At 67.9% G+C, this 26,166-nt stretch carries 21 protein-coding genes; 8 read left to right on the plus strand and 13 right to left on the minus strand.

Translation table 11 applies throughout. The annotated features are described in order from the left end of the window. Positions 1 to 297: 297 nt before the first annotated feature. Positions 298 to 1,950 (plus strand): Na+/H+ antiporter, encoded by a 1,653-nt coding sequence (locus tag FO470_RS19095; protein ID WP_144344582.1) that lies wholly within the window; start codon positions 298 to 300, stop codon positions 1,948 to 1,950. Between the two features lie 5 nt (positions 1,951 to 1,955). Here FO470_RS19095 and FO470_RS19100 read toward each other — a convergent pair whose 3' ends face one another. After that, entirely contained in the window at positions 1,956 to 2,990 is a 1,035-nt protein-coding gene (locus tag FO470_RS19100) for an NAD-dependent epimerase/dehydratase family protein (RefSeq protein ID WP_144344583.1), read from the minus strand. Between the two features lie 120 nt (positions 2,991 to 3,110). Next, positions 3,111 to 5,471 (minus strand): transketolase, encoded by a 2,361-nt coding sequence (locus FO470_RS19105; RefSeq protein WP_144344584.1) that lies wholly within the window; start codon positions 5,469 to 5,471, stop codon positions 3,111 to 3,113. A gap of 126 nt (positions 5,472 to 5,597) precedes the next feature. Here FO470_RS19105 and FO470_RS19110 point away from each other — a divergent pair, with 126 nt between their 5' ends. Together FO470_RS19110 and FO470_RS19115 are read left to right on the plus strand one after the other, a co-directional pair. Next, positions 5,598 to 6,068: an Lrp/AsnC family transcriptional regulator gene (locus tag FO470_RS19110; RefSeq protein WP_144344585.1), complete on the plus strand. Its 471-nt coding sequence runs from the start codon at positions 5,598 to 5,600 to the stop codon at positions 6,066 to 6,068. Between the two features lie 84 nt (positions 6,069 to 6,152). Continuing rightward, on the plus strand, positions 6,153 to 6,953 hold the full coding sequence (locus FO470_RS19115) for a DUF72 domain-containing protein (RefSeq protein WP_144344586.1): 801 nt from the start codon (positions 6,153 to 6,155) through the stop codon (positions 6,951 to 6,953). On the opposite strand, the gene FO470_RS19120 is transcribed toward FO470_RS19115, so the two are convergent. From FO470_RS19120 to FO470_RS19145, 6 genes are all read right to left on the minus strand, one after another. After that, positions 6,937 to 8,298: an ATP-binding protein gene (locus FO470_RS19120; RefSeq protein ID WP_144344587.1), complete on the minus strand. Its 1,362-nt coding sequence runs from the start codon at positions 8,296 to 8,298 to the stop codon at positions 6,937 to 6,939. The two genes, FO470_RS19115 and FO470_RS19120, sit on opposite strands and share 17 nt — an antisense overlap. Further along, positions 8,295 to 8,972, minus strand: coding sequence for a response regulator (locus tag FO470_RS19125; RefSeq protein ID WP_144344588.1), 678 nt, complete (start codon positions 8,970 to 8,972; stop codon positions 8,295 to 8,297). Before FO470_RS19125 ends, FO470_RS19120 begins: the two co-directional genes overlap by 4 nt. A 7-nt stretch (positions 8,973 to 8,979) precedes the next feature. Next, the gene (locus FO470_RS19130) at positions 8,980 to 9,543 is read right to left on the minus strand and encodes a cytochrome b/b6 domain-containing protein (protein ID WP_144344589.1); all 564 of its coding nucleotides are present in this window, start codon (positions 9,541 to 9,543) and stop codon (positions 8,980 to 8,982) included. Continuing rightward, positions 9,543 to 9,827, minus strand: a complete 285-nt coding sequence (locus tag FO470_RS19135) for a PepSY domain-containing protein (RefSeq protein WP_144344590.1) — start codon at positions 9,825 to 9,827, stop codon at positions 9,543 to 9,545. Before FO470_RS19135 ends, FO470_RS19130 begins: the two co-directional genes overlap by 1 nt. A gap of 113 nt (positions 9,828 to 9,940) precedes the next feature. Next, the gene (locus tag FO470_RS19140; protein WP_144344591.1) at positions 9,941 to 12,319 is read right to left on the minus strand and encodes a phosphoketolase family protein; all 2,379 of its coding nucleotides are present in this window, start codon (positions 12,317 to 12,319) and stop codon (positions 9,941 to 9,943) included. Between the two features lie 55 nt (positions 12,320 to 12,374). After that, on the minus strand, positions 12,375 to 13,358 hold the full coding sequence (locus FO470_RS19145) for a zinc-dependent alcohol dehydrogenase family protein (protein ID WP_144344592.1): 984 nt from the start codon (positions 13,356 to 13,358) through the stop codon (positions 12,375 to 12,377). A 217-nt stretch (positions 13,359 to 13,575) separates the two neighbouring features. Between FO470_RS19145 and FO470_RS19150 the strand changes: the two genes are divergently transcribed. The 3 genes from FO470_RS19150 to FO470_RS19160 are packed head-to-tail and all read left to right on the plus strand — an operon-like array spanning position 13,576 to position 18,406. Beyond that, positions 13,576 to 14,577 carry an HlyD family secretion protein gene (locus FO470_RS19150; RefSeq protein ID WP_144344593.1) on the plus strand — a complete coding sequence of 334 codons (1,002 nt, stop codon included), beginning with the start codon at positions 13,576 to 13,578 and terminating at the stop codon, positions 14,575 to 14,577. Then, entirely contained in the window at positions 14,574 to 17,282 is a 2,709-nt protein-coding gene (gene rbbA, locus FO470_RS19155; protein WP_144344594.1) for a ribosome-associated ATPase/putative transporter RbbA, read from the plus strand. The genes FO470_RS19150 and rbbA overlap by 4 nt, the downstream gene beginning before the upstream one ends. A gap of 2 nt (positions 17,283 to 17,284) precedes the next feature. After that, the gene (locus FO470_RS19160) at positions 17,285 to 18,406 is read left to right on the plus strand and encodes an ABC transporter permease (protein WP_144344595.1); all 1,122 of its coding nucleotides are present in this window, start codon (positions 17,285 to 17,287) and stop codon (positions 18,404 to 18,406) included. Between the two features lie 7 nt (positions 18,407 to 18,413). Here the strand turns inward: FO470_RS19160 and FO470_RS19165 are convergent, their stop codons facing one another. Beyond that, positions 18,414 to 18,944: a flavin reductase family protein gene (locus FO470_RS19165; protein WP_144344596.1), complete on the minus strand. Its 531-nt coding sequence runs from the start codon at positions 18,942 to 18,944 to the stop codon at positions 18,414 to 18,416. Between the two features lie 223 nt (positions 18,945 to 19,167). On the opposite strand from FO470_RS19165, the gene FO470_RS19170 reads away from it, so the two are divergent. Together FO470_RS19170 and FO470_RS19175 are read left to right on the plus strand one after the other, a co-directional pair. Beyond that, a complete protein-coding gene (locus tag FO470_RS19170; protein WP_144344597.1) occupies positions 19,168 to 19,980 on the plus strand; it encodes a CbbQ/NirQ/NorQ/GpvN family protein in 813 nt (270 codons plus the stop codon). Further along, a complete protein-coding gene (locus tag FO470_RS19175) occupies positions 19,977 to 22,274 on the plus strand; it encodes a nitric oxide reductase activation protein NorD (RefSeq protein ID WP_144344598.1) in 2,298 nt (765 codons plus the stop codon). The genes FO470_RS19170 and FO470_RS19175 overlap by 4 nt, the downstream gene beginning before the upstream one ends. Positions 22,275 to 22,338: 64 nt before the next feature. Here the strand turns inward: FO470_RS19175 and FO470_RS19180 are convergent, their stop codons facing one another. From FO470_RS19180 to FO470_RS19195, 4 genes are all read right to left on the minus strand, one after another. Further along, positions 22,339 to 23,376, minus strand: coding sequence for an aliphatic amidase (locus FO470_RS19180; protein WP_144344599.1), 1,038 nt, complete (start codon positions 23,374 to 23,376; stop codon positions 22,339 to 22,341). 306 nt (positions 23,377 to 23,682) lie between these two features. After that, positions 23,683 to 24,321: an ANTAR domain-containing response regulator gene (locus tag FO470_RS19185; RefSeq protein WP_144344600.1), complete on the minus strand. Its 639-nt coding sequence runs from the start codon at positions 24,319 to 24,321 to the stop codon at positions 23,683 to 23,685. Positions 24,322 to 24,335: 14 nt separating this feature from the next. Next, complete coding sequence (locus FO470_RS19190; RefSeq protein ID WP_144344601.1) at positions 24,336 to 25,502, minus strand: transporter substrate-binding domain-containing protein; 1,167 nt, start codon at positions 25,500 to 25,502, stop codon at positions 24,336 to 24,338. 81 nt (positions 25,503 to 25,583) lie between these two features. Beyond that, positions 25,584 to 26,150, minus strand: coding sequence for a TetR/AcrR family transcriptional regulator (locus FO470_RS19195; protein ID WP_144344602.1), 567 nt, complete (start codon positions 26,148 to 26,150; stop codon positions 25,584 to 25,586). Between the last annotated feature and the right edge of the window lie 16 nt (positions 26,151 to 26,166).

Genomic DNA, 26,166 nt, shown 5'->3' on the forward strand with positions numbered 1-26,166 from the left:
AACGTTTAGGCGGGAGAGGCTTGCATTCGCCTGTCAGGAAATCGCTACGAATTCCTAACAAATTCGCCGGCCTTGCACTTTGTTCCTGTTACAAAGTGGGATTTTTTCCTATTTTCCCGCTCCGCCCGGCAGCTGCCCCGGCACGTCGGCAAAAAGCGCGAGCCCGGCTTCCCGCTGTGCGACCATCGTGCGCATAAGCAACAGGCCGGCTCAGCGCGTGGCAGCGTCTGCCGCGGGATCGACGCGTGCGCCGATCCGCACCCGGCCAAGCCTTCACGATTTCCTGTCGAGGTTTCCATGAGCGTGATCGGTATCATCCTCGTTCTGCTCGTCGGTGTCGTCGCGACCCACTGGATCGCGAAGGCGCTCGGTGGACGGATCGCGCTGCCGCTCGTGCAGATCGCGGCCGGCGCGATCATCGGCCTGACGACGGATTTCGGCGTGCGGCTGGAACCGGAACTGTTCTTCGTGCTGTTCCTGCCGCCGCTGCTGTTCCTCGACGGATGGCGTGTGCCCAAGCAGGACCTGAAGGACAACGCCGTCACAATCCTGTCGCTCGCTTTTGGCCTCGTCATTCTTACCGTGGTCGGCGTCGGCTTCCTGCTGCACGCCATCATCCCCGCCATGCCGCTGCCGGTCTGCTTCGCCCTGGCGGCGGTGCTGTCGCCGACCGATGTCGTCGCGGCGACGGCGATGGCGGCGAACGTGACGATCCCGCGCCGGATGCTGCGTATCCTGGAAGGCGAGGCGCTGTTCAACGACGCCGCCGGCCTCGTCTGCCTGCGCGTCGCGGTGACGGCGACCATGACAGGGAGCTTCGCCTTCTGGAACTCGGCCGGCGAACTCGCCTGGGCGGCTACGGGCGGCATTGCGCTCGGCCTCGTCTTCGCCCGGTTGGTGTCGCTGATCAAGCTGTGGGTCGTGGCCCGGCTTGGCGAGGATACGTCGACCCAGATCGTCATCAGCCTGCTGACTCCTTACGGCGCCTATCTACTCGCCGACATGGCCGGCGCCTCGCCCGTGCTGGCTGCCGTCGCTGCCGGGCTGGTGATGAGCTGGGTCGAGGTCGGCGGCGAGGCGCTCGCCCTGACCCGCATCCGCCGCAACGCCGTATGGGAGACGCTGCAATTCACCCTGAACGGCTCGATCTTCCTGCTGCTCGGCGAGCAACTGCCGGACATTCTCTCCCGCGTGAGCGCCGGTGCCGCCGAGAGCGGGCGGGCCGATCTCGCATGGCTGCTCGTCTACATGCTGGTGGTGACGGCGGTGCTCGCGGTGCTGCGCTTCGCGTGGGTGTGGGTGTCGGTGGTGATCTGGCTGCACCGGCATCCGGACCTCGCCAATGGCCAGCGGCTGCCCAACTGGAGGCTGGTCACCGTCATGTCGACGGCGGGCGTGCGCGGTGCCATCACGCTCGCCGGCGCTCTCAGCCTGCCGCTGGCGTTGCCCGACGGCGCGCCTTTTCCCTCGCGCGACCTCGTGATCCTCATCGCCGCGGGCGTGATCCTGGTCTCGCTGGTCGTCGCCAATGCGAGCCTGCCGGGCCTGCTGCGGACGACCAAGGTGCCGCCCGAACCTCACCACGACCAGCAGGAACGCATGGCACGGATCGAGGCCGCCAAGGCGGCGATCGCCGCCCTCGCCAAGGCCGGACAGAAGGGAGAGGGCAAGCAGGGGGACGCCAAGCAGGGCGACCATCTGGCTGCGGTCGCGGCGGTGGCGGATTATTACCAGCACCGCCTGTCGCAACTGCAGCCCGAGCCGAGCATGGCCACCGGCGAGGAGCGCCTGCATGACGAGGAGCTGCTTCACGTCGTGGCGCTGAAGGCCGAGCGCGCTGCCATCGCCCACATGGCGCGCGGCCACCGCATCTCGACCGATCTCGCCCACAAGCTGCTGCGCGAGGTCGATCTGGCGGAGGCGGCCTTCCAGACCGCGTCGGAAGGCTAGCCTACCTAGCGGCCGTAATAATCGCGGTACCAGGCGACGAAGTGCGCCACGCCCTCGCGGAACGGGGTAGCCGGCCGAAAGCCGGTGAGCGCGTGGATGAGACTGGCATCCGCCCAGGTCGCCGGCACGTCGCCGGCCTGCATCGGCAGATAGTTGCGGATCGCCTTGAGGCCGATCTCCGCCTCGATGGCGTCGACGAAATCGAGCAGGCGCACCCTGTCGGAATTACCGATGTTCACGATGCGAAACGGCGCGGCGGGGCTGAGGCTGTCACCGGGCACATTCGCGCCGGGCACGCTCTCCCCGCGTGCCTCGGGCAGGGGCGGCACCGTGTCGATCAGCAGGCGGATGCCGCGCACGAGATCGTCGACATAGGTGAAGTCCCGCCACATGTCGCCGTGGTTGTAGATGTCGATCGGCGTGCCCTCGAGAATGCCGCGGGTGAACTTGAACAGCGCCATGTCCGGGCGGCCCCAGGGGCCGTAGACGGTGAAGAAGCGGAACAGCGTCGTCGGCAGGCCGTAGATGTGGGCGTAGGAATGGCCCATCGCCTCGGTGGCCTTCTTGCTCGCGGCATAGATGGTGAGCGGCGTGTCGGCCTTGTCGGTCTCGCGGAAGGGCATCTCCTCGTTGGCGCCATAGACCGAGGAGGTCGAGGCCATGAGCAGATGCTGCACCGGCACGGCGCGGGCGCACTCCATCACGTTGAAGGTACCGACGATGTTGGCCTCGATATAGGTGCGCGGCTGCTCCAGGCTGTAGCGCACGCCCGCCTGCGCAGCGAGGTGGACGATGATGTCGGGTCGGAACGCCTCGACCGTCCGCCGCAGCGTGTCCATGTCCTCCAGCCGGGCCTCGGTGGCGGTGAAGCTCTCGCTCTGGGCGAGCATGGCGTGGCGGCGCTGCTTGAGGCGGACGTCGTAATAGTCCGTCATGCCGTCATAGCCGTGAACCCGGAAGCCTTCGGTCAGCAGCAGCCGGGCCAGATGGAAGCCGATGAAACCGGCCGTGCCGGTGATGAAGACACGCCGCTCTGCCACGATGCCGAACCTCGCCCGTCACGGGATCACCGCCCGGTGGCGGTGAGAACCCGGCCGGCTCTGTTACGCCGCCGGGCCGGGCGCGGGCAAGCGGTGTTGGCGCGCGGCTGGAACGGTGGATCAGCCCACCGCGCGCAGGTGACGGATCGGCCGCCCCGGCGTCATCGCCTGCGCCGCGCGGGCGATGCCCTGCGCATCGATGCCATAGTGGCGGTAGAGATCCTGCAGCGTGCCGGTCTGGCCGAAGCGTTCGACGCCGAGCGCGCGCGAGCGGTGGCCGTGGACCGAGCCGAGCCAGCCGAGCGTGGCCGGATGGCCATCCACCACGCTGATGACGGCACAGCCGGGCGGCACGGCGTCGAGCAGGGTCTCGACATGGGCGCGGGCCCCGTATTCGCCGTCCTCGCGTGCCCGCTGGGCGGCTGTCCAGCCGGCATGCAGCCGGTCCGCCGAGGTGACGGCGAGCAGGCCGACATCGCGGCGGTCCTCGGCGATCAGCCCCACCGCCTCGATGGCCTCGGGCGCCAGCGCGCCGGCATAGGCAACGACGACCTGCGCGTTCGGTCCCGGCCGGCGCAGCCAGTAGCCGCCCTTCACAATGTCCTCGGCAAGGGCGGCATCCATGGTGCGGCGCGGCTGCTCGATGGTGCGGGTGGAGAGCCGCAGGTAGGTCGAGCCGCCATCCTCGCGCTGCGCATGGTCGAAGGCGAAGCGCAGGATGACCGCGAGTTCGTCGACGAAGGCGGGCTCGAAGCTGGCGAGCCCGTCCTGCGCCATGCCGATCAGCGGCGTGGCGATGGACTGGTGCGCGCCGCCCTCCGGCGCCAGCGTGACCCCGGAGGGCGTGGCGGCGAGGATGAAGCGGGCGTCCTGGTAGCAGGCGTAGTTCAGCGCATCGAGGCCGCGCTCGATGAAGGGATCGTAGAGCGTGCCCACCGGCAGCAGCCGCTCGCCGAACAGCGAATGCGACAGGCCGAGCGCGGAGAGCATGATGAACAGGTTCATCTCGGCGATGCCGAGTTCCATGTGCTGGCCCTTGGGCGAGAACTCCCAGTTGAAGGTCGAGGGGATGCGCTCGCGCTTGAAGGTGTCGGCCAGCTCCTCGCGGGCGAAGAGCTGGCGCCGGTTCACCCAGGCGCCGAGATTGGTGGAGACGGTGACGTCCGGCGAGGTGGTGACGATGTGCGCGGCGAAGTCGTCCTCGCGCTTGCCGATCTCGTTGAGCAGCAGGCCGAAGCCCTGCTGGGTCGACATGGCCGGCTGCAGCGGGACATCCAGCACTGGCGGCACGGCGACCTGCGGCGCCTGATGTCGCCGTGTACCATCGGTGTTGAACGGCACCGCCTTCAGGAAGTCATCGAGTTGCGTGGGTGGGATCGACAGGCCCTCGAACCGCTCCCACTCATGGCCGGGGCGGACATGGTGGCGGGCGCGCAGATCCTCGACCTGCGCCGGCGTCATGAGGCCGGCGTGGTTGTCCTTGTGGCCGGCGAGCGGCAGGCCGAAGCCCTTGATGGTGTAGGCGATGAAGCAGACCGGTCGGTCGTGGGCGCGCGCCTTCTCGAAGGCATCGATCAGCGAGGGCAGGTCGTGGCCGCCGAGATTGGCCATGAGCTGCGCCAGCTCCTCGTCGGAGCGGCGCTCGATCAGCGCGGTGACGTCGCCCTGGTCGCCGATCTCGTCCATCAGGCGCTTGCGCCAGGCCTTGCCGCCCTGGAAGGTGAGCGCGGAATAGAGCTGGTTCGGGCAGGCGTCGATCCAGCGGCGCAGCGCCTCGCCGCCCGGCTCGCGGAAGGCGGCTTGCTGCAGCCGGCCGTATTTCAGGATCACGACGTCCCAGCCGAAATTGCGGAAGATCGACTCGAAGCGCTCCCACAGCCCCTCGCGCACCACCGCGTCGAGGCTCTGGCGGTTGTAGTCGACGATCCACCAGGTGTTGCGCAGCCCGTGCTTCCAGCCTTCCAGCAGCGCCTCGAAGATGTTGCCCTCGTCCATCTCGGCGTCGCCGACGAGAGCGATCATCTTCCCCTCCGGCCCGTGGCCCAGGCCCTTGGCGGTGAGATAGTCCTGCACCAGCGAGGCGAACAGCGTCTGCGCGACGCCGAGACCCACCGAGCCGGTGGAGAAGTCCACGTCGTCCGTGTCCTTGGTGCGCGAGGGATAGGACTGTGCGCCCTTGTAACCGCGGAAATTCTCCAGTTTCTCACGCGTCTGGCGGCCGAACAGGTACTGGATGGCATGGAAGACCGGGCTCGCATGCGGCTTCACCGCCACCCGGTCCTCGGGCCGCAGCGCCTTGAGGTAGAGCGCCGTCATAATGGTGGCGAGCGAAGCCGAGGAGGCCTGATGGCCGCCGACCTTCAGCCCGTCCGTGCTGGGGCGCAGATGATTGGCGTTGTGGATCGTCCACGTCGCCAGCCAGAGGATCTTGCGCTCCAGCTCCGCCAGATATTCGACGTCTTCCATCCGTGCCGCGGACATCTGCCTTCTCCCGCTTGTCGATAGGGAACGCTACACGCGCGGCGGGAGCTTGTGCGGCCATTATAGGCTATGGTGTGGGATGATATTCGCTGAACCAGCCATGAAATGGCTTACAAGTGGCTGAATATGGCAGATACCAAGCTCGACGCGATCGACCGACGCATCCTCGCGGCACTGCAGGAGGATGCGCACACCACGATGGAGCGGCTGGCCGAGATCGTCGGCCTGTCGCCCTCACCCTGCGCGCGGAGGGTGCGCCAGCTGGAAGCGGCGGGCGTCATCAAGCGCTATGTCGCGGTGGTCGATCAGGACAAGGTGGGGCTGCCGATCAGCGTCTTCGCCTCGATCAGGCTGGAGCGCCAGCGCGAGGACGAGCTGGACCGTTTCGCCAAGGCGATCTCGCGCTGGCCGGAGATCGTCGAGTGCTATCTGATGACCGGTCAGCGGGACTATCTGCTGCGCATCGTGGTCAAGGACCTGCCGGCCTACGAGGCCTTCCTAAAGCGCACTCTTACGCGGCTGGAGGGCGTCGCCTCCATCGAATCGAGCTTCGCGCTGAGCCAGGTGAAGCACTCGCAGGCGTTGCCGGTCGAATAGGCGGGGGCGGAGATCGGGTGGATTGCCGGGTCGGATGCCGGCTCCTATCCTGCCACCCCTTCCGGGCAGGCGAGCGAGGTCGCGATGGCGAAGCATGGCCCTATTCGTATCGGCGTCGGCGGCTGGACCTTCGAACCCTGGCGCGGCGCCTTCTATCCCCACGGCCTCGCGCAGAAGCGGGAGCTGGAATATGCCAGCTCGAAGCTGACGGCCATCGAGATCAACGGCACCTATTACGGCTCGCAGAAGCCGGAGAGTTTCGCCAAATGGCGCGCGGAGACGCCTGACAGCTTCGTCTTCACGCTGAAGGGGCCGCGCTTCACCACCAACCGGCGGGTGCTCGCCGAGGCGGGCGAGTCCATCGAGCGCTTCTTCGCCAGCGGCGTGAGCGAACTGAAGGAGAAGCTCGGCCCCGTGAACTGGCAGTTCATGGCCACCAAGAAGTTCGATCCGGCCGATTTCGAAGGCTTCCTCAAGCTGCTGCCGAAAAGCGTCGACGGCATCGCCGTCCGCCACGCGGTCGAGGTGCGTCACGACAGCTTCAAGACGCCCGAGTTCATCGCGCTGGCGCGGGAATACGGCGTCGCCGTCATCTTCGCCGGCGACAGCGAGTTCCCCTCGATCGCCGACGTCACCGCACCCTTCGTCTATGCGCGCATTATGGGCACGACGGAGGACGAGCCGCTCGGCTATTCCGGGAAGGCGCTCGACGGCTGGGCCGAGGCGGCGAAGGCATGGGCCGAGGGCCGGACGCCCGTCGCCCTGAAGGATACGCTGCTCGCCCCGCCGGCCAAGGCGGAGCCGCGCGAGGTCTTCCTGTTCGTCATCAGCGGCTTCAAGGCACGCAATCCGGCCGCCGCCATGGCGCTCATCGATCGGGTGTGACGCTCGGCGCCGGGGCGAAGATCAGCCGGGCCCGCGTGCCGTGCGGCTCGACCCGTTCGAGCTCAAGGCGGCCGCCATGGAGGGCGGCGATGCGGCGGACGATCTCCAGACCGATGCCGAGGCCGCCGGCGCGCTTGTAGTGCCCCGGCGCGTCACCGGGCCGTGAGGGCACGAAGCCGGTTCCGTCGTCGCTCACCGAGAGGCCGGGGCCGTCATCGGTTCGCACCACGATGGCGATGCCGGGGCCGCTGTGGCGCACCGCGTTCTCGATGAGATTGCGCACGGCATCCTTGAGCAGGGCGGCATTGCCGGGCAGCGTGGGATTGTCCGACCCTTCGAAGGCGATGCTGGCGCCGTGGGAATAGACGAAGGGGGCCATCGTGCCGACAATGTCGCGGCCGAGATCGTCGAGCGCCACCGGCTGGAAGCCGCTGCGGTCCAGCGCCTCCAGCCGCGCCAGCGTCACCAGTTGCTCGGCGAAATGGCTGAGTTCGTCGAGCTCGGCGGTGGCGCGGCGGGCGGCGGGATGGTCGATCCGCTCCAGCTCCAGCCGGATGATGGCGAGCGGCGTGCGGATCTCGTGGGCGATGGCGGAGGTGAACAGCTTCTGCGCGGCCATCAGCTCGCGGGTGCGGGCATAGGAACGGTTCACCGCCCCGGCCAGCTGGGCGATCTCCCGCGGCATGCCGGCTTCCTCGATGCGCGCGTCGGGGCTGAGCGGGTCGAGTTCCTCCGCCTGTTCCGCCGCCGCCGTGACCGGCCTGAGCGCCGAGCGCACCGAGAGGAGCGTTGCACCAAGGACGAAGATGAGCGTGAGGCTCATCGGCAGGATCATGTGGTCGAGCACTTCGTCGGCCAGCACCTCCCAGACCACGTGCTGGGTGTCGCGCTCGACGGCGATCTCGAAGAAGATCCGCTGGCCTTCCTTCTCGATAATGCGGCCGCCGGCGAAGGACAGCGGGTATCCGGGCGTCAGCACGCGCAGCCAGACCGAGGGCGGGTTGAGGTCGAGAGGCAGGAAGTGCTCGGTGCAGGCCGCATCGCAATGAGAGAACAGCACGACGCCGTTCGCGGTGCGCACCCGTGCCACATATCCCGAATCCTCGGTGCCGTAGCGCGCCGCATGCGCGTCGGGAAGCTGATAGGACAGGTGATTGCCCTGGACCGACAGCCCGAGTGCCAGGACATCGGTCTCCTGCTCGAGCGCGAGCAGGGAGAGATATTCCGGGTCGCTGCCATATTCGACCAGCACCGCGACGAGCTGGGTCAGCATGGCGAGCGCGGCGAACAACATGATGCGCAGGGCGACGATGCGCCCGAGCGGCGCCGCCGCTGCATGTTTCATGCGTCGAGCTCGCGCAACAGATAGCCGACGCCGCGCACGGTCTCGATGGCGGTCCCGGTCTCGTAGGGAGCGAGTCGTCGGCGCAGGCGCGAGAGCACGACCTCAATCGCGTTCGGGCTCATTTCCTCGTCGAACTCGGAAAGCTTCTCCTCCAGACCGCGCTTGGCGGTGACGCGCCCGACATTGCGCATCAGGATCTCGAGAGCCGCCCGTTCGCGCGGGGCGAGGGCGAGGATTTCCTCCCCGCACCGCACATCGTGCGTGGCAGGATCGTAACGCAGGGCGCCCGCCTCCAGCACCGGATCGGCGGACAGCGGCGCGCGGCGCAGCAATGCCCGTGCGCGGGCCAGCAGCTCGCCATTGTTGAAGGGCTTGGGGAGATAATCGTCCGCGCCGGCGTCGAGCCCGGCGATGCGTTCGTCCACCGCACCGCGCGCGGTCAGCGCGAGGACGGGCGTGCTGTCCTTGCGCCGGCGCAGGGCCCGCAACAGGTCGAGGCCGTCGCCGTCGGGAAGGCCGAGATCGAGCAGCACGAGATCGTAGCTCGTGGCGGCGAGCGCATCCTCGCCTTCCGCCACCGTGCCGACGGCATCAAGCCGCCAGCCGGCGGCGCGAATGGTCTCGCCCACCAGTTCGCGCAGACGGGCGCTGTCCTCGACCAGCAGCAGCCTCACCGCGACCTCACGGCCTCTTCCGACCCGTCACCATCGCCCAGACCAGATTCTCGCGGTGGCGCCAGCTTTCGAACAGCGCGGCGCCTGCGTGCAGGAGGGCGAGGAGAAGTATGGCATTGGCGAGGCTTTCATGCACCTCCTCCAGCCACTTTTCCCCCCAGAACGCGTCGAGGGTGGACATCCAGCCGGTGAGGCAGACGCCTGCGAGCAGCACCATCAGCGCCACCATCATCACCGCGCCCGCCGGATTGTGGCCGAGCATGCGTGGTTCTCGCCCGCGCAGCAGCGCCGTGACATAGGTCGTCAGCCGCCCGGGGGAGGGAACGAACTGGGCGAATCGCGCGTATTTCGTACCGATGAAGCCCCAGACGAGGCGGATGGCGAGAGCACCGGCGACGACATAGCCGACGATCTTGTGCGCCAGCTCGCCGTCCTCCAGCAAGAACAGATTCAGGACGCAGCCGGTGACGACGGTCCAGTGGAACAGGCGCACGACCGGGTCCCACACCCGGACGTCCTTGCCCGCGGCCGGGGACGCGCGGCCCCCGGCCTCAGCCGTGTCAGGCGCCATCAGTCGATCTCGGACTTCACGACGGCGCCGGTGACGGGGTTGAAATAGACCTCGGCCTTCTTGTTGTCCTTGGTGTAGCCGTAGATCTCGTAGCAGCTGCCGGAAACCTTGAAGGTCTTGATCTTCTGGTAGCCCATTTCGGCGACCTTGGCCTTCATGGCGTCCTCGGTCATCCACTTGTCCTTGGTCTCGGTAGTGCAGGTCGGGCCGGCGACGGCCGCGAGCGGGGCGAGCGTGCCAAGGGCAATGAGGCCGGCGAGGGAGCCGGCGACGAGCGTGCGCATGGGATTTCCTTTTCTGACCATCAGGCTCGCGATCGGAGCCACCGAACGCTAGTCCCGGTGGCTGTCGGAGACCTGTCAGCGAAGGCAGTTACCCATGCGCGGCTGCCGTTTGGTCACGCTTTCTGCGGCCAGCGCCAGTCGCGGACTTCCGGCAGGTCGATGCCGTGGGCGCGGATGTAGCGCGCATGCTCGGTCAGCTTGTCGCGAATCGCCTGCCGCGTATGGACGTCCCCCTGGAGCTTCGGCACGCGGTCGAGCACGTCGGCGGCGAGGTGGAAGCGGTCGAGCCGGTTGCGGACCACCATGTCGAAGGGGGTGGTGGTGGAGCCTTCCTCGACATAGCCGCGCACGTGCATGTTGTCGTGGTTGGTGCGCCGGTAGGCGAGGCGATGAATGAGCCAGGGATAGCCGTGATAGGCGAAGATCACCGGCTTATCCTTGGTGAACAGCGCGTCGAAATCGGCATCGGACAGCCCGTGGGGGTGCTCGGATTTCGGCTGCAGGGTCATCAGGTCGACGACATTGACGACACGCACCTTGAGGTCGGGGACGTGTGAGCGCAGCAGGTCGGCGGCGGCCAGCGTCTCCAATGTCGGCACGTCGCCGGCGCAGGCGAGGACCACGTCGGGCTCGCCACCCTGATCGGTGCTAGCCCATTCCCAGGTGCCGATGCCCTGCGCGCAGTGTCGGATGGCGGCGTCCATGTCGAGCCACTGCGCCGCCGGCTGCTTGCCCGCGACGATGACGTTCACCCGGTTCCAGCTCTTCAGGCAGTGGTCGGTGACATAGAGCAGCGTGTTGGCATCGGGCGGCAGGTAGACGCGCACGATGTCCGCCTTCTTGTTTACCACGTGGTCGATGAAGCCGGGGTCCTGGTGGCTGAAGCCGTTGTGGTCCTGCCGCCAGACATGGGAGGTGAGAAGGTAGTTGAGCGAGGCGATAGGCCGGCGCCATTCCACTTCGCTTGCCGTCTTCAGCCATTTGGCGTGCTGGTTGAACATCGAATCGACGATGTGGATGAACGCCTCGTAGCAGGAGAACAGCCCGTGGCGGCCGGTGAGGAGGTAGCCCTCCAGCCAGCCCTGGCACATGTGCTCGGAGAGCATCTCCATCACCCGGCCGTCGCGGGCGAGGTGGTCGTCATAGGAGAAGGTCTCGGCCTCCCAGGCGCGGTTGGTCACCTCGAACAGCGCCTGAAGCCGGTTGGAGGCGGTCTCGTCCGGGCCGAAGACGCGGAAGTTGCGGCTCGCGGCATTGGCTTTCATCACGTCGCGCAGGAAGGTGCCCATCACATAGGTGGACTCCAGCTCGACGCCGCCGGGATGGGGCACCTTCACCGCATAGTCGGTGAAGTCGGGCAGGCGCAGGGGACGGCGCAGCGCCCCGCCATTGGCGTGCGGATTGGCGCTCATGCGCTTCTCGCCGACCGGCGCGACCGAGGCGATTTCCGGCCGGAGACGGCCGGCGTCGTCGAACAGCTCCTCGGGCCGATAGCTGCGCATCCAATCTTCGAGGAGAGCCAGATGCTCGGGCTTCGACATGTCGGAGAACGGCACCTGATGCGAGCGCCAGAAACCCTCGGCCTTCTTGCCGTCGACCGTCTTCGGGCCGGTCCAGCCCTTCGGGCTCCTCAGCACGATCATCGGCCAGCGCGGGCGCTCCGTGTCGCCGGCGGTGCGGGCGGCCTTCTGAATGGCGCGGATATCGGCGAAAGCCGTGTCGAGGGCGGTTGCCATGAGCTGGTGCATCACCTCCGGCTCGTCACCCTCGACGAAGATCGGGGCGTAGCCGAAGCCTTCCATCAGGCTCCTCAGCTCCTCGGGCGAGATGCGGGCGAGCACTGTCGGATTGGCGATCTTGTAGCCGTTGAGGTGCAGGATCGGCAGCACCGCGCCGTCATTGACGGGGTTCAGGAACTTGTTGCCGTGCCAGGAGGTGGCCAGCGGGCCAGTCTCCGCCTCGCCGTCGCCGACCACGCAGGCGACGATCAGGTCGGGATTGTCGAGCACGGCTCCATAGGCGTGGGAAAGCGAATAGCCGAGCTCGCCGCCTTCATGGATCGAGCCGGGCGTCTCGGGCGCCGCGTGGCTGGGGATGCCACCCGGGAAGGAGAACTGGCGGAACAGCTTGCGCAGCCCTTCCGCGTCCTGCGACACGTCGGGATAGAGTTCGCTGTAGGTGCCTTCCAGATAGGTCGAGGCCACCACGCCCGGCGCGCCGTGGCCGGGGCCGGCGACGAACAGCACGTTCGCGTCCGTCTCGCGGATGACGCGGTTGAGATGGACATAGATGAAGTTCAGCCCCGGTGTCGTGCCCCAGTGGCCGAGCAGGCGTGGCTTCACATGTTGCAGCGTGAGCTTCTCGCGCAGCAGCGGGTTGTCGAGCAGGTAGATCTGGCCGACCGACAGGTAGTTCGCCGCCCGCCACCAGGCGTTCATGCGGGTGACCAGGTCGGGGCTCAGCGTTCCGGCGGTGGCCTGCTCGGCTGCCATGGGCTCGTTCTCCTCTGCTGTGTCGATGGGGTCAGTCAGGGCGCGGGGACCGGTGTCACGGGACCAGTACGGCCGCCCCCTGGAAGCGCCCGGCGCGCAGGTCCGCAAGCGCCTCGTTGGCCTGTTCCAACGGATAGGTCGTGGTGGTGGCGGTGATGCCGGCGCGGGGCGCGATGTCGAGAAATTCGAGTGCGTCGGCGCGGGTGAGGTTGGCAACGGAGACCACCTGCCGCTCCTCCCACAGGATGGAATAGGGAAACTGCGGGATGTCGCTCATATGGATGCCGCCGCAGACGACGCGCCCGCCCTTGCGCAGGGTCCGCAGCGCCGCGGGCACCAGCGCGCCGACCGGCGCGAAGATCAGGGCGGCGTCGAGCTCCTCGGGCGGCATCTCGTCCGAGCCTCCCGCCCAGCGCGCGCCGAGCGAGAGGGCGAGCTGCTGTGCCGCCTCGTCGCCCTCGCGGGTGAAGGCGTAGAACTCGCGTCCCTGCCAGCGGCACACCTGCGCGATGAGATGGGCGGCGGCGCCGAAGCCGTAGATGCCCACCCGCTCGGCATCGCCGGCGAATTTCAGCGTGCGCCAGCCGATCAGCCCGGCGCACATCAGCGGGGCGGCGGCCACCGGGTCGTTGAAGCCGTCGAGCGGGAAGCAATAGGCGGCGTCGGCCACGACATGGGTGGCGAAGCCGCCGTCGCGCGTGTAGCCGGTGAAGAGCGGCGCGTCGCACAGGTTCTCGCGGTGCATCTCGCAATAGGGGCAGACGCCGCAGGTATGGCCGAGCCAGGGAATACCGACGCGGGTGCCGATGGCGGGGGCGACGACGCCGGGGCCGCGTCCGTCGACGATGCCGACGATCTCGTGTCCCGGTACGATGGGCAGCTTGCCTGGTGGCAGTTCGCCATCGACGACATGGAGGTCGGTGCGGCAGACGGCACAAGCCTCGACGCGCACCCGAATCTCGCCGGGGCCGGGAACGGGCAGGGGCCGTTCCTCGAGGCGCAGCGCCTCGCCATAGGCGTGGAGAACCATGGCCTTCATCGCAATCCCTCGCGCCGTTCCGGAGGCGTCATCCAACATAGCCATTGCGTCTCCATCCTTGATCGCGGTCAAGACGATGATAGGGGCGATGGCTATGTTCGCGACCACCTTGGCGAAGACGGCCGCGCGCGCCATGTTGTCGGTCGTATCAATCCAATTCTACGGAGTTATGATGGTTGGGCAGCGACGGGGGGCGGTCCGTCTTCTTTCGGCAGCGATGCTGTGCGCATGCGTCGTCGCACCCGCCGCGGCGCAGGACAGCGGGAAGTCGATCGCAGGCCTCGGCGCGCGGCTGCAGGAACTGATCGGCAAGCTGACCGGCCGGGGCCTGCCGGCGGGGCTGTTCTCCACCAATGGGCGGATCGAGGCCGAGCAGGTGCTGGTTTCCGCCAAGCTCGCCGGCCGCGTCGCGCAGGTCCTGGTCGAGGAAGGCCAGACCGTCGATGCCGGCGAGGTGGTGGCGCGGATGGACACCGCCGAGCTGGAGGCCCAGCTCGCCGGAGGCGAGGCGCAGGTGCGTCGGGCCGAGAAGTCCATCGCCGAGGCCGAGGCTTCCATTGCCCAGCGCGAGAGCCAGCGCACCCTCGCCGAGCAGGAATACGAGCGCGCCTCCACCCTCAAGGAGCGCGGCTTTGGTACGATCCAGTCGCTCGACATCCGCCAGAGCGAGCTCAACGTCGCGCTGGCCGCGCTCAAGGCGGCGCAGGCCTCGCTGGATGAGGCGGATGCCGCCGCCGACGCGGCGCGGGCCGAGGTGGCGCGCATCCGGTCGCAGATCGACGATTCCACTCTCAAGGCACCTCGCCGCGGGCGGGTCGAGTACAAGCTGGTGCAGTCCGGCGAGGTAGTGGCGGCCGGTGCGCCGATCGTGACGCTGCTCGACCTCTCCGATGTCTACATGACCGTCTTCGTGCCGGCGCGCGTCGCCGGCCGCCTCGCGCTCGGGGACGAGGCGCGCATCGTGCTCGACCCGGCGCCCGATTATGTGGTCCCGGCGACGGTAAGTTTCGTCGCGGCGGGCGCGCAGTTCACGCCGAAGTCGGTGGAGACCGCCGATGAGCGCGAGAAGCTGATGTTCCGCGTGAAGCTGCGCATCGCCCCGCAGTTGCTTCGCCAGTACGAGAACCGGGTGAAGACCGGCGTGCGCGGCGTCGCCTATGTGCGTACCGATTCCGCTACTTCCTGGCCGGATACGCTCGCGGTGAAGCTGCCGCAATGAGCGAGCCCGCCATCGCCCTTTCCGGCGTCGTGCATCGCTACGGGAAGACGCGCGCGCTCGATGGCGTGGACCTTGCCGTTCCTGCGGGCTGCATGGCGGGGCTGATCGGGCCGGACGGGGTGGGCAAGTCGACGCTGCTCTCGCTCGCGGCGGGCGTCACCCGCCTGCAGCAGGGCAACGTGCGGGTGCTGGGCGGAGACATGGCGCAGGCGGCCTGGCGGCGGCAGGTCGGTGGACGTATCGCCTACATGCCGCAGGGGCTTGGGCGCAATCTCTATCCGACGCTGAGCATCGCGGAGAATCTCGATTTCTTCGGTCGCCTGTTCGGGCAGGGCGCCGTCGAGCGGCGCGAGCGGATCGCCGAGCTTCTCGCTGCCACGGGCCTCGCACCGTTCGCCGACCGCGCCGCGGGCAAGTTGTCGGGCGGCATGAAGCAGAAGCTCGGCATCTGCGCCGCGCTGATCCACGATCCCGATCTCGTCATCCTCGACGAGCCGACCACCGGCGTCGATCCGCTGTCGCGGCGCCAGTTCTGGGAGCTGATGGAGCGCCTGCGCGCCCGGCGTCCCGGCATGAGCGTCGTCGTCGCCACTGCCTACATGGAGGAGGCCGAGCGCTTCGACTGGCTGGCGGCGATGAACGCGGGCAAGGTTCTCGCCATAGGCAGCCCGGACGACATACGCCGCCAGGCGGGCGAGACGACGCTGGAGCGGGCCTTTGTGGCGCTTCTGCCCGAGGCCGAGCGCGGGGATGCCGCGCCGATGCCCGACCTTCCGCGTGTCGTTCATGACGGTGCGCCTGCTATCGAGGCCACCGGGCTCACCCGCCGCTTCGGCGATTTCGTCGCCGTGGACCAAGTGAACTTCCGCATCGAGAAGGGCGAGATCTTCGGCTTCCTGGGCTCCAACGGCTCAGGCAAGTCGACGACCATGAAAATGCTCACCGGCCTGCTGCCGGCGAGCGAGGGCGAGGCCAGGCTGTTCGGCGCGAAGCTCGCCGGCGGCGACATGGCGACCCGCAAGCGCGTCGGCTACATGTCGCAGGCATTCTCGCTCTACGCCGAGCTGACCGTGCGGCAGAACCTTGTGCTGCATGCGCGGCTGTTCGAGATCGCCGACGTCGAGGGCCGCGTGGCCGAGATGCTGGAACGCTTCGATCTCGCCGATGTCGTCGACGTCCGGCCCGAGAGCCTGCCGCTGGGGATTCGCCAGCGCCTCCAACTCGCGGTTGCGGTGATCCACCGTCCGGAAATCCTCATCCTTGACGAGCCGACCTCCGGCGTCGACCCGGTGGCGCGCGACGGCTTCTGGCGCACGCTGATCGAATTGTCGCGCCAGGACGGGGTGACGATCTTCCTCTCCACCCACTTCATGAACGAAGCGGAGCGTTGCGATCGCATCTCGCTCATGCATGCCGGCAAGGTGCTCGCCATCGGCACGCCGGAGGAGCTCAAGCGCGAACGCGGGATGGATACGCTCGAGGAGGTGTTCATCGCCGTGCTGGAGGAGGCGGGCATGGGCCGGGAAGACGGCGAGGCCGACCTCCGGGAGCGGCCGGCGGCGCCGGCACATGTGCGCCGCTTCGACGTCGGCCGGCTCTGGGCCTATGCGTGGCGCGAGGCGCTGGAGATCCTGCGCGACCGCGCGCGGCTCGCCTTCGCGCTGATCGGCCCGATCCTGCTGATGTTCGCTTTCGGCTTCGGCATATCCTTCGATGTCGAGGACCTGCCCTACGCGGTCTTCGACCAGGACCAGAGCGCGCAGAGCCGCCAGTTGCTGGAGAGCTTCGAGGGATCGCGCTACTTCGAGACGCGCCCCTCGATCGCCTCGCCCGACGAACTCGACCAGCGGCTGAAGGATGGCGAGCTCAAGCTCGCCATCGAGGTTCCCACCGATTTCGGCCGCGACCTGCTGCGCGAGCGCCAGCCGGAAGTGGGCGTGTTCGTCGACGGCGCCATGCCGTTCCGCGCCGAGACGACGCGCGGCTATGTCCAGGGCATCGCGCTGGGCTATCTCGCCGACGCGCAACTGCGCACCACCGGCAAGGAGACCGAGCCCTATCCCATCACGATCGAGCCACGCTACCGCTACAATCAGGCGTTCAAGAGCGTGAACGCCATGGTGCCGAGCGTCATCGTGCTGATGCTCGTGCTGATTCCGGCGATCATGACGGCGCTCGGCGTGGTGAAGGAGAAGGAGACCGGCTCCATCACCAATTTCCAGTCCACGCCGGTGACGCGCGTCGAATTCCTGCTGGGCAAGCAGTTGCCCTATGTCGCGATCGCCTTCACCAGCTTCATCACGCTGGTGCTGGTGGCGCGCATCATCTTCGACGTACCGGTGAAGGGCTCGCTGCCGACGCTGGCGCTCGGCTCGCTCGCCTATGTGCTGGCGACCACCGGCTTCGGCCTGTTCGTGTCGAGCTTCGTGCGCAGTCAGGTGGCGGCGATCTTCGCCACCGCCATCATCTCCATCATTCCGGCGGTGAATTTCTCCGGCCTGCTGGTGCCGGTGTCCTCGCTCTCGGGCGGGGCGCGCCTGATCGGGCTTTCGTTCCCGGCGGCATGGTATCAGCCGGTGAGCGTGGGCGTCTTCACCAAGGGCCTCGGCTTCGCTTCGCTCTGGTTCAACATCGTGGTGATCTTCCTCTTCGCGCTCGGCTTCATCGGCGCGGCGATGGTGGCGCTGCGCAAGCGGAGCGCCTGACGATGTTCGCACGTCTCGCCCGCATCTTCCGGCTCGGCATCAAGGAGCTGTACAGCCTCAGGGCCGACCCGGTTCTGGCAGGGCTGATCCTCTATACCTTTACCGTGGCGATCTACACGGTCGCCTCGGGGGCCAAGTTCGAGGTGGAGAACGCCGCCGTCGCGGTGGTGGACGAGGACCAGACGGCGCTGTCGAAGCGGCTGCGCGACGCCCTGCTGAAGCCCTTCTTCAAGGAGCCGGTGCTCATCGGCGCCGACGAGGTCGACGCGGCGATGGATTCGGGTCGCTTCGTCTTCGTGGTGAGCTTTCCGCCGAAATTCGAGCACGACGTCATCGCCGGCCGCCAGCCCACCATCCAGCTCGACATCGACGCTACCGCCATGTCGCAGGCGGGCAACGGCGCCTCCTACATCCAGAACATCCTGATCCAGGAGGTGCTGGCCGCGGTGCCCGGCGCGGCGACCACGCAGCCGGTCAACGTGGTGATCCACGCGATGTTCAATCCGAACCTGAACTCGGCATGGTTCACCTCGGTGATGCAGCTCATCAACAACGTCACCATGCTGGCGGTGATCCTCGCAGGCGCGGCGCTGATCCGCGAGCGCGAGCATGGCACCATCGAGCACCTGCTGGTGATGCCGGTGACGCCGACCGAGATCATGCTGGCGAAGATATGGGCCAACGGCCTTGTCATCGTGGTGGCGGCGACGCTCTCGCTGCTGGTGGTGGTGGAGCGGCTGCTCGGCGTGCCGGTGCAGGGCTCGGTCCCGCTCTTCGTCGCGTCGATGGTGGTCTACCAGTTCTCGGTCACGGCACTGGGCATCCTCGTCGCGACGGTGTCGACCTCCATGGCGCAGTTCGGCCTCATCGTCATGCCGGCGCTGATCGTCATGAACCTGCTCTCGGGGGCGACCACGCCGATGGAGAGCATGCCGGTCTGGCTGCAGAACGTGATGCAGCTCTCGCCCTCGACGCATTTCGTAGCCTTGTCGCAGGCTGTGCTCTATCGCGGCGCCGGGCTCTCGGTGATCTGGCCGAAGCTGCTGGCACTGCTCGGCATCGGCGCTGCCTTCTTTCTGCTGGCGGGGCTACGCTTCCGCAAGGCGCTGCAGGCCGCACAGTAGGACCGGATCACGGCATTCTCGACGCGATCCGCAATTCCTCGCCGTCGACGACGAAGTGACCGTAGCCGTGATGATGGATGGTGCGCGGATTCTTCTGCGCCGGATCGAACCACGCCGCCACCACCTCCAGCACGAAGAGATTGAACTTTTCGACCAGTGCGGTGTCGACCACCCGGCATTCGAGATTGGCGAAGCATTCCTTCACCAGCGGGGCCGAGACGGTGCCTGCCGGCAGCGGGGTGAGGCCGATCCGGCCGAACTTGTCCTCGTCGCGGCCCGAGCAGTTGCCGATCGCGACGACCTTCTCCGCGATCTCGACGGCGGGAAGGGCGATGACGCATTCGCGGGTCTTCTCCAGCGCGCGGAAGCTGAAATCGCCCTGGCTGATGATGCAGGCGATCAGCGGAGGGCTGAACTCCACCATCATGTGCCATGACATCGTCATCACGTTGGGCCGGTCGTTCTCGGCGGTGGTGAGCAGGACGACCGGGCCGGGCTCGATGAGCTGGTAGACCTTGTCGAGGGAGAGCTTCTTCATGGCGGGCGCTCCGTCCGTGACGCCGGTGCATGCTAGCGCATCGCGTCCATCGGTGCGCTCCGCAAACATCCTCTTGTGCGGCGCGGCGAATGGATTTCTAATGACGCTGCCGGGCAACAAAGCCGTTGTCGGCGATGCGGCAGGGATTGCCGACAGCCCTCTCTCGGGCCGTCCTTTCCTGCCCGACGGGGAGGGATGGTCCTGCACCATCGCGGAGACCCCGATGCTCGTCGCCCCTGATCTTGCCGCCTACCGCATCGACGCCGAGCCCTATTACCGGCCGGTCGGCGACGAGATCTCCGTCTTCGAGGCGGCGTGGAAGCATCGTCTGCCGGTCATGCTCAAGGGCCCCACCGGCTGCGGCAAGACGCGCTTCGTCGAATACATGGCGTGGCGGCTCGGCCGGCCGCTGATCACCGTCGCCGCCCATGAGGACATGACCGCGGCCGACCTCTCCGGCCGTTTCCTGCTGACCCCCGAGGGCACCGTCTGGCATGACGGGCCGCTGACGCTGGCGGTGCGCCACGGCGCCATCTGCTATCTCGACGAGATCGTCGAGGCGCGGCAGGACACCACCGTCGTCATCCATCCGCTCACCGATGCACGGCGTATGCTGCCGCTGGAGAAGCGCAACGAACTGATACCGGCGCATCCCGACTTCCAGCTCGTCATCTCCTACAACCCCGGCTACCAGAGCGCGGTGAAGGACCTCAAGGAGTCGACCAAACAGCGCTTCGTCGCCATCGATTTCGACTATCCCGCGCCGGCACTCGAGGCCGAGATCGTGATGCGCGAGGCCGGCACCGATCCCGCCCTCGCGCGCACGCTGGTCGCCATCGCCGCCTGCTCGCGCAACCTGAAGGGGCAGGGGCTCGACGAGGGCGCCTCCACCCGCATGCTGATCCATGCCGGCCGGCTCGCGGCGGGCGGGGTGCCGCTGGAGGCGGCGGTGCATGCGGGGATCGTGCTGCCGATCACCGACGACGCCGATGTGCGGCAGGCGCTCGGCTCCGCCATTTCCGCCTGCTTCGCATGAGCGACCTCGTCGACCTCGACACGCCGGGCGTCGCCACGCCCGCGATCACGCGCCTTGTCCGGCTGATGGCCGCGCGCGAGGCGCTGGCCGCCGTCTTCGCCGATGCCCGCCGCCGCGTTGCCGCATACCATGGCGAGGCGGAACTGGAACCGTGGGCGAAGGGCGTGCTGGCGCTGGTCGACGTCAACGCGGGTGCCGGCGGTCTGCTCGCCTTCTGGCGCGCCAGCGTCGAGCTGTCGCCGCGCCTGACGCCGGCGGAACTCGGCGAGACCGCCCTTGGAGCCGCGGCTCTGTGCCGGGAGGCCGGATCGAGCGCCACCGTCGCCGCACTGGCCGCTTTCACGCAGATAGAGCCGCGTCTCGCCGGTGCGGGCGAGCGGGCTATCTGGTGGCGCGCGCTGACCGCCCTCGGCCGTGCCGCGCCGGACTGCGTGGAACGGGTCGCCGGGCAGGCGCACCGGCTGGTGCTGCCCGGCCATGCGGCCGATTTCGAGGGCTTCATCGAGGCCGGGCTGAAGGCCGCCGGCCGCGACCGCGCGCGCCAGCACGCCTTCTTCGCGCTGGAGGACCGGCTGGCGCTCGGCCTCCTTGCCCGCATCGGCGCCGGACCGGGCTTCGACGAACTGGAGGCCGGTCTAAAAATGGTGCTGACCGCCTTGTGGGGCGCGACGCCGAACCTTCAGCCGCTGCCGCCCGCCGGCCCGGACACGCCGGGCCGCGCCAATATCGCCGGGCCGGCGATCCGCCTGCCGGATGTCTTTCCCGGCGTTGCGGGGGAGGCCTCGCGCCGGCTCTATCTCGCCGCTGCCGCCCATGCCGGCGCGCATCTCTTCTTCGGCAATCCGCGCTTTCCGATCCGCAAGTTCAAGCCGGTGCAGATGGTGCTGGCCAACCTTGTCGAGGATGCGCGGATCGAACTTCTGGCGATGCGGCTCTATCCCGGCCTGCGCCGGCTCTGGGTGCCCTATCACGTCGCCTCGCCGGAGGACGGGCCGACGACGGGCGCGCTGCTGGCGCGGGTGGCGCGCGGGCTGTTCGATCCCTCCTACAGCGATCCGGATGCGTTGGTCGGCAAGGCGCAGGCGCTGTTCGCCGCATCGCTGGAACGGATCGAGGATCCCTTGATCAGCCTCGATGTCGGCACGAGGCTTGCCAATGATGTCGGCCAGCGGCGCATCCGCTTCGACGGGCGGGGCCATGTGGTAGAGCCCGCCTATCGCGACGACGGGCTGGGGCTTTGGGACTTCGGCGACATCGATCCGGATGTGGTGGCCGAGATCAAGATGATGGTCGATGCCGCCCGCATCGAGCGGCATGAGACCGAGGACGGCACGGCGGACGAGGAGCCGACGCCGGAGCCCGCCGGCCGCGTCCGGCCGAAGGCCGCGGGCGAGAAGGGCGTCGTGATCGCCACCTACCCGGAATGGGACGCGGGCGCGGGTGTCGAGCGACCGGACTGGACGAGCGTGCGGGCGGCCCTGCCGGTCGAGGGGGATACCCGCCCGCTGCAACGCGCGCTGGACCGCGCCGCACCGGTGCGCGCGCGCATCGCCCGGTTGGTCAGGGCGGCGAAGGTCGGCCGTGCGGCCCGGCTGAAGCGGCAGGCGGAAGGCCACGACCTCGACATCGACGCCGCCATCGAGGCCGCCATCGCCCGGCATGCCGGCGAGATGCCGGATATGCGGGTGTTCCGCTCCACCGCGCTGCTGCAGCGCGATCTCGCCGTGCTGGTGCTGGTCGACGTGTCGCAATCGACGCGCGAGAAGCTGACGGACGGTTCCAACGTGCTCGACGTCGAAAAGCTCGCCGTGGCGATGCTGGGCGAGGCGCTCGAAGGGCTCGGCGACGACTTCGCGCTGCTCGCCTTCGCCTCGGCGGGACGCGACGATGTGCGGGTGACGTGCGTGAAAGGCTTCGACGAGCCTTACGGCGCCCCGGCCATGTCGCGCCTCGCGGGACTGACCTCGGGTCTGTCGACCCGGCTCGGGGCGGCGCTGCGCCATGCCGGAGCAGAGATGTCGCGCGTGCGCAGCTTTCGCAAGCTGATCCTTGTGCTCACCGATGGCGAGCCCTCCGACATCGATGTGGCCGCACAGGATCTGGTTCAGGACGCGCGGCGGGTCGTGCTGCAGCTGCGCTCGCAGGGCATCGACACGTTCGGGGTCACGCTCGATCCGGGTGAGGTCGGCTCCGGGCCGGCCATCTTCGGGAAGACCAACGCCATGCCGGTGCGCCGGCTCGAGGACCTGCCGATGCGGCTGTCGGAGCTTTATTTCCGCCTGGCGCGGCGGTGAGCGCGAAGACAGGAATGGCCGGGACACGCCCGGCCATGAGATTGCAGGAGGCGGGATCCGACGCCTATCGATGCGTGTTCTCGGGATTGGGGATGCCCTCGATGGGACATTCCTCGGTGCCGACGGTGGTGCGGGTGAAGGATTCCACCATCTCGCGCGTGCCTTCCGGATCGGCGATCCAGCGCTTGTAGAAGTCGTAGGGGCAGGCGGCCTCGCCCTTGTCGCCGTCGCCGGAATTGATCATGCCGGTGTAGCCGCGATGCACCAGCTTGAAGAGATGGTTCTGCGACTGCATGTTCTTGCGCGCGTCGCGGATCAGCGACACGGAGAGCTGGGCGTACTGGATGCCGTATTCCTCCTCGCCGCATTCGCCGAGCGTGCGGCCGTCGAAGCCGACGATGGCCGAATGGCCGAAATAGGAATAGACGCCGTCGAAGCCGGCGGCGTTCGCCACCGCGACATAGCAGTTGTTCGCCCATGCCATGGCCTTGGCCATGACCACCTGCTGGTCCTTGGCCGGATACATGTAGCCCTGGCAGCGCACGATCAGCTCGGCGCCGCGCATCGCGCAGTCCCGCCAGATCTCGGGATAGTTGCCGTCATCGCAGATGATGAGCGAGACCTTCAGTCCCTTGGGGCCTTCCGAGACATAGGTGCAGTTGCCGGGATACCAGCCCTCGATCGGCACCCAGGGCATGATCTTGCGGTACTTCTGGACGATCTCGCCCTTGTCGTTCATCAGGATGAGCGTGTTGTAGGGCGCCTTGTGCGGGTGCTCCTCGTGGCGCTCGCCGGTGAGCGAGAACACGCCCCACACCTTCGCCTTGCGGCAGGCCTCGGCGAAGATCTCCGTCTCGTCGCCGGGCACGGTGGAGGCGGTCTCGTACATCTCCTTGGAATCGTACATGATTCCGTGGGTCGAGTATTCCGGGAAGATGACGAGATCCATGCCCGGCAAGCCGGTCTTCATGCCGACGATCATGTCGGCAATCTTCTTCGCGTTCTCGAGCACTTCGGCCTTGGTGTGGAGCCGCGGCATCTTGTAGTTCACGACCGCTACGCCGACGGTGTCTTTGCTGCTGGAAACGTCGCCGTGCAACATGGGTGGGTTCTCCTCGGAAAGGCGCGCGGGCGCTCATCGCAAGCGGCCGGGCCATTGCGTTCTTGTGGGATCGGGGGAAGGAGCCGCGGAAAGGAGAGCCGGCCGCGGGCATTCCGGGACGGGCGGAACCGCGTTGTCCCGCCGGAATTCAGGCACAAAAAAAGCCCGACAGGCTCTCGCGAGCCTTCCGGGCTACATTGCCTTGCACGGCCAACAACGTTGGTGGCCGGGCGGGAGACGCCATTTCGAGCTCGATTGCCCGAAAAACGTCCATGGAAGATATCTAACCATCATCACCCCCGCAGTTCAAGAGCCGGGGGGCGTTTCACCCGCGCGGGCGTCTCGGGTCTTGGGGGAAACCTGTAGGATCTCCGTGGCGTGGATGATGGAGAGCGCCATGTCCTCCATCGCCACGCGCTTCGACATCGCCTGCCGGCGCAGGCTCTGATAGGCGTCCTCCTCGGTGAGGCCGAGATTCTCCATCAGGATCGACTTGGCCCGCTGGATCTTCTGGATGCCGGAAAGCTTGTGCTCCAGCCGGGAGATGCGCTTCTTCGTCTCTTCGCGTTCCAGCCACAGGCTGCGGGCGATGGTGAGGTTGGTGAGCAGGCCGAAGGGCCGGATCGGCCGCTCCACCACGGCGACCGCGCCCGATTCCAGCACGAGCTGGAGCGTCGAGGGGTTCTCATAGCCGACCACCGCGATGAGCGTCGGGCGGGAATGCGGGTCGGTCTTCAGCAGCCTCACCGTCTCGGCGCGCGCGTCCTGCTCGATGGCGAGCAGCACCACGTCGGCGGCGGGCCATTCGTCCGGCACCGGCCAGACGATCTCCACCGTGGAGCCGATGCGCCGCAGATGCTCGACGAGGCTCGGCCGCTCCTCGTCCGGCGGGTGGATGACGTGCACCCGGAGGCCGCGCAGGTCCTTGAGGATCTGGATCGCCATGATGCCCTCCACCGTCAGGAGAGCGCGATCTGGCGGCCGTCGGCCGGCCAGTCGCTCAGGTTCTGGGCCACGCAATAGGGGTCCGGCTTCACCGGCGCGCCGGCGTCCCACACCACCCGGAAGCGTCCTCTCGCATCCAGCCGGGCGATGCGCGGGCGCAGATAGGTGTGGTTGTTCGTGCCGTCGATGCGCACCCGGCCCTGCGGGGCGTCGAAGGCGCTCTCGCCAAGCTGGGCGAGCAGCGGCTCCGGGGCATCGGTACCGGCGGCGGCGAGGGCGCGCATGGCGAGGTGCACCTGGAAATAGGCCGCCTCGGCGGCGGCGGTGACGGGCATGTGCACCCCGTTGCGCCGCTTGAAGGCGGCGACGAAGCGGCGCGCGGCGGGCGTGTCGAGGGTCTCGAAGAAAGGGGCAGCGGTGATGTGGCCGGCGGCCACCTCGGCCGGCATTGCCGCCACCTCGGCCTCGCCGGTGGTGAGGCTGGCGATCGGCAGCGTGGCGGCATCGAGCCCGGCGGCGTGGTGGGCCTCGTACAGTGTCGCGGTATCCGCCCCGACCACGGTGGAGAAGATGACGTCCGGCGCCGCCCGCTGCACCTTCGCCATGACGCGGTCGAATTCCGCCGGCCCCGCGCCGAGCGGCACGTAGATCTCGTCCAGCACGGTACCGCGCGACTGGACGACGAAGTCGGTCATGATGCGGTTCGACTCGTAGGGGTAGACGTAGTCGGAACCGATCATGAAGAAGCGGTTGCCGCAGGTGCTCAGCAGGTAATTGGCGAGCTGGATCGAATTCTGGTTCGGCGCGGCGCCGGTGTAGACGCAGTGGCGGGAATATTCGAAGCCCTCATAGAGGGTGGGGTAGAACAGCAGCCCACGGTGGGCCTCTACCACCGGCAGCATCGCCTTGCGGGTGGAGGACATGTAGCCGCCGAAGATGAGGCGCACGCCGTCCTCGGTGAGCAGCCTTTCGGCAAGCCGGCGATAGGCCCGCGGCTCCGAGGCGGGATCGTAGACAACCGCCTCCACCGGACGGCCGAGCACGCCGCCGGCTTCGTTGATCTCGTCGATGGCGAGCAGCGTGCCGCCGAGCTGGGAGGTTTCGACCGCCGCCGTCACGCCGGTGGCGGAAAACAGGACGCCGATGCGCCAGGGCCGGACCGCCGAAGAACCACTCGCCATGAGCCGCATGCACCTCCGTCCTGCAACGTCACAGGGTGCATGTGTCCAGTCCCGGACGAAAGGCGCAATACGGCGTTTGCCTCAGATGCCGAAGCACTCGCGCAGTTCGCGGCGCGCGCTTTCGAGGATCTCCGCGGAGAGTTCGGGATCGCCCGCCACCACGCCGCGGGCCATGGTGAGCGCGCCGATCATGCTGGTGAGCACCGCCATCGCCTGCCGGCGCCGGGCCTCGGGCGTCTCGGCATCCATGTGGCGCTCGATCGCCTCGACGAAGTCGTTCAGCCCTTCGGCATAGCTCTTCTGGAGATCGGGCGACTGGCGTGCGACCTCGGCGCCGAAGGCGGAGAGGGCGCAGCCATTGGCCGGGTTGTCGCGATGGGCGGGGGTCAGGTAGCGGTCGAGGATGTCGCGGAGACTGGCCGATTTCAGCCAGCGCTCCAGCCCCTCTGCGCAGGCCTCGCGGCAGGCCTCGTCGGCGAGGTCCGCCTTGGAGCGAAAATGGCCGTAGAAGGCGCCGTGGGTGAGGCCGCTGGCCTGCATGATCTCGGCAACGCCGACATCCTTGAAGCCGCGTTCGCGGAATAGCCGGGAGGCCGAGGAAAGAATGGAACGGCGATGCTCGGCGACCTTCGCCTTCGTAACCCGCAACGCAGCTTCTCCTGTC

The sequence above is a fragment of the Ancylobacter moscoviensis genome (assembly GCF_007559435.1).
Taxonomy (GTDB): Bacteria; Pseudomonadota; Alphaproteobacteria; order Rhizobiales; family Xanthobacteraceae; genus Ancylobacter; species Ancylobacter moscoviensis.

Coding starts and splice junctions, on each gene's coding strand:
- FO470_RS19095 (WP_144344582.1), top strand. CDS start 298: ATGAGCGTGATCGGTATCATCCTCGTTCTGCTCGTCGGTGTCGTCGCG.
- FO470_RS19105 (WP_144344584.1), bottom strand. CDS start 5,471: ATGTCCGCGGCACGGATGGAAGACGTCGAATATCTGGCGGAGCTGGAG.
- FO470_RS19110 (WP_144344585.1), top strand. CDS start 5,598: ATGGCAGATACCAAGCTCGACGCGATCGACCGACGCATCCTCGCGGCA.
- FO470_RS19115 (WP_144344586.1), top strand. CDS start 6,153: ATGGCGAAGCATGGCCCTATTCGTATCGGCGTCGGCGGCTGGACCTTC.
- FO470_RS19120 (WP_144344587.1), bottom strand. CDS start 8,298: ATGAAACATGCAGCGGCGGCGCCGCTCGGGCGCATCGTCGCCCTGCGC.
- FO470_RS19130 (WP_144344589.1), bottom strand. CDS start 9,543: ATGGCGCCTGACACGGCTGAGGCCGGGGGCCGCGCGTCCCCGGCCGCG.
- FO470_RS19135 (WP_144344590.1), bottom strand. CDS start 9,827: ATGCGCACGCTCGTCGCCGGCTCCCTCGCCGGCCTCATTGCCCTTGGC.
- FO470_RS19140 (WP_144344591.1), bottom strand. CDS start 12,319: ATGGCAGCCGAGCAGGCCACCGCCGGAACGCTGAGCCCCGACCTGGTC.
- FO470_RS19145 (WP_144344592.1), bottom strand. CDS start 13,358: ATGAAGGCCATGGTTCTCCACGCCTATGGCGAGGCGCTGCGCCTCGAG.
- FO470_RS19150 (WP_144344593.1), top strand. CDS start 13,576: ATGCTGTGCGCATGCGTCGTCGCACCCGCCGCGGCGCAGGACAGCGGG.
- rbbA (WP_144344594.1), top strand. CDS start 14,574: ATGAGCGAGCCCGCCATCGCCCTTTCCGGCGTCGTGCATCGCTACGGG.
- FO470_RS19160 (WP_144344595.1), top strand. CDS start 17,285: ATGTTCGCACGTCTCGCCCGCATCTTCCGGCTCGGCATCAAGGAGCTG.
- FO470_RS19165 (WP_144344596.1), bottom strand. CDS start 18,944: ATGAAGAAGCTCTCCCTCGACAAGGTCTACCAGCTCATCGAGCCCGGC.
- FO470_RS19170 (WP_144344597.1), top strand. CDS start 19,168: ATGCTCGTCGCCCCTGATCTTGCCGCCTACCGCATCGACGCCGAGCCC.
- FO470_RS19175 (WP_144344598.1), top strand. CDS start 19,977: ATGAGCGACCTCGTCGACCTCGACACGCCGGGCGTCGCCACGCCCGCG.
- FO470_RS19180 (WP_144344599.1), bottom strand. CDS start 23,376: ATGTTGCACGGCGACGTTTCCAGCAGCAAAGACACCGTCGGCGTAGCG.
- FO470_RS19185 (WP_144344600.1), bottom strand. CDS start 24,321: ATGGCGATCCAGATCCTCAAGGACCTGCGCGGCCTCCGGGTGCACGTC.
- FO470_RS19190 (WP_144344601.1), bottom strand. CDS start 25,502: ATGGCGAGTGGTTCTTCGGCGGTCCGGCCCTGGCGCATCGGCGTCCTG.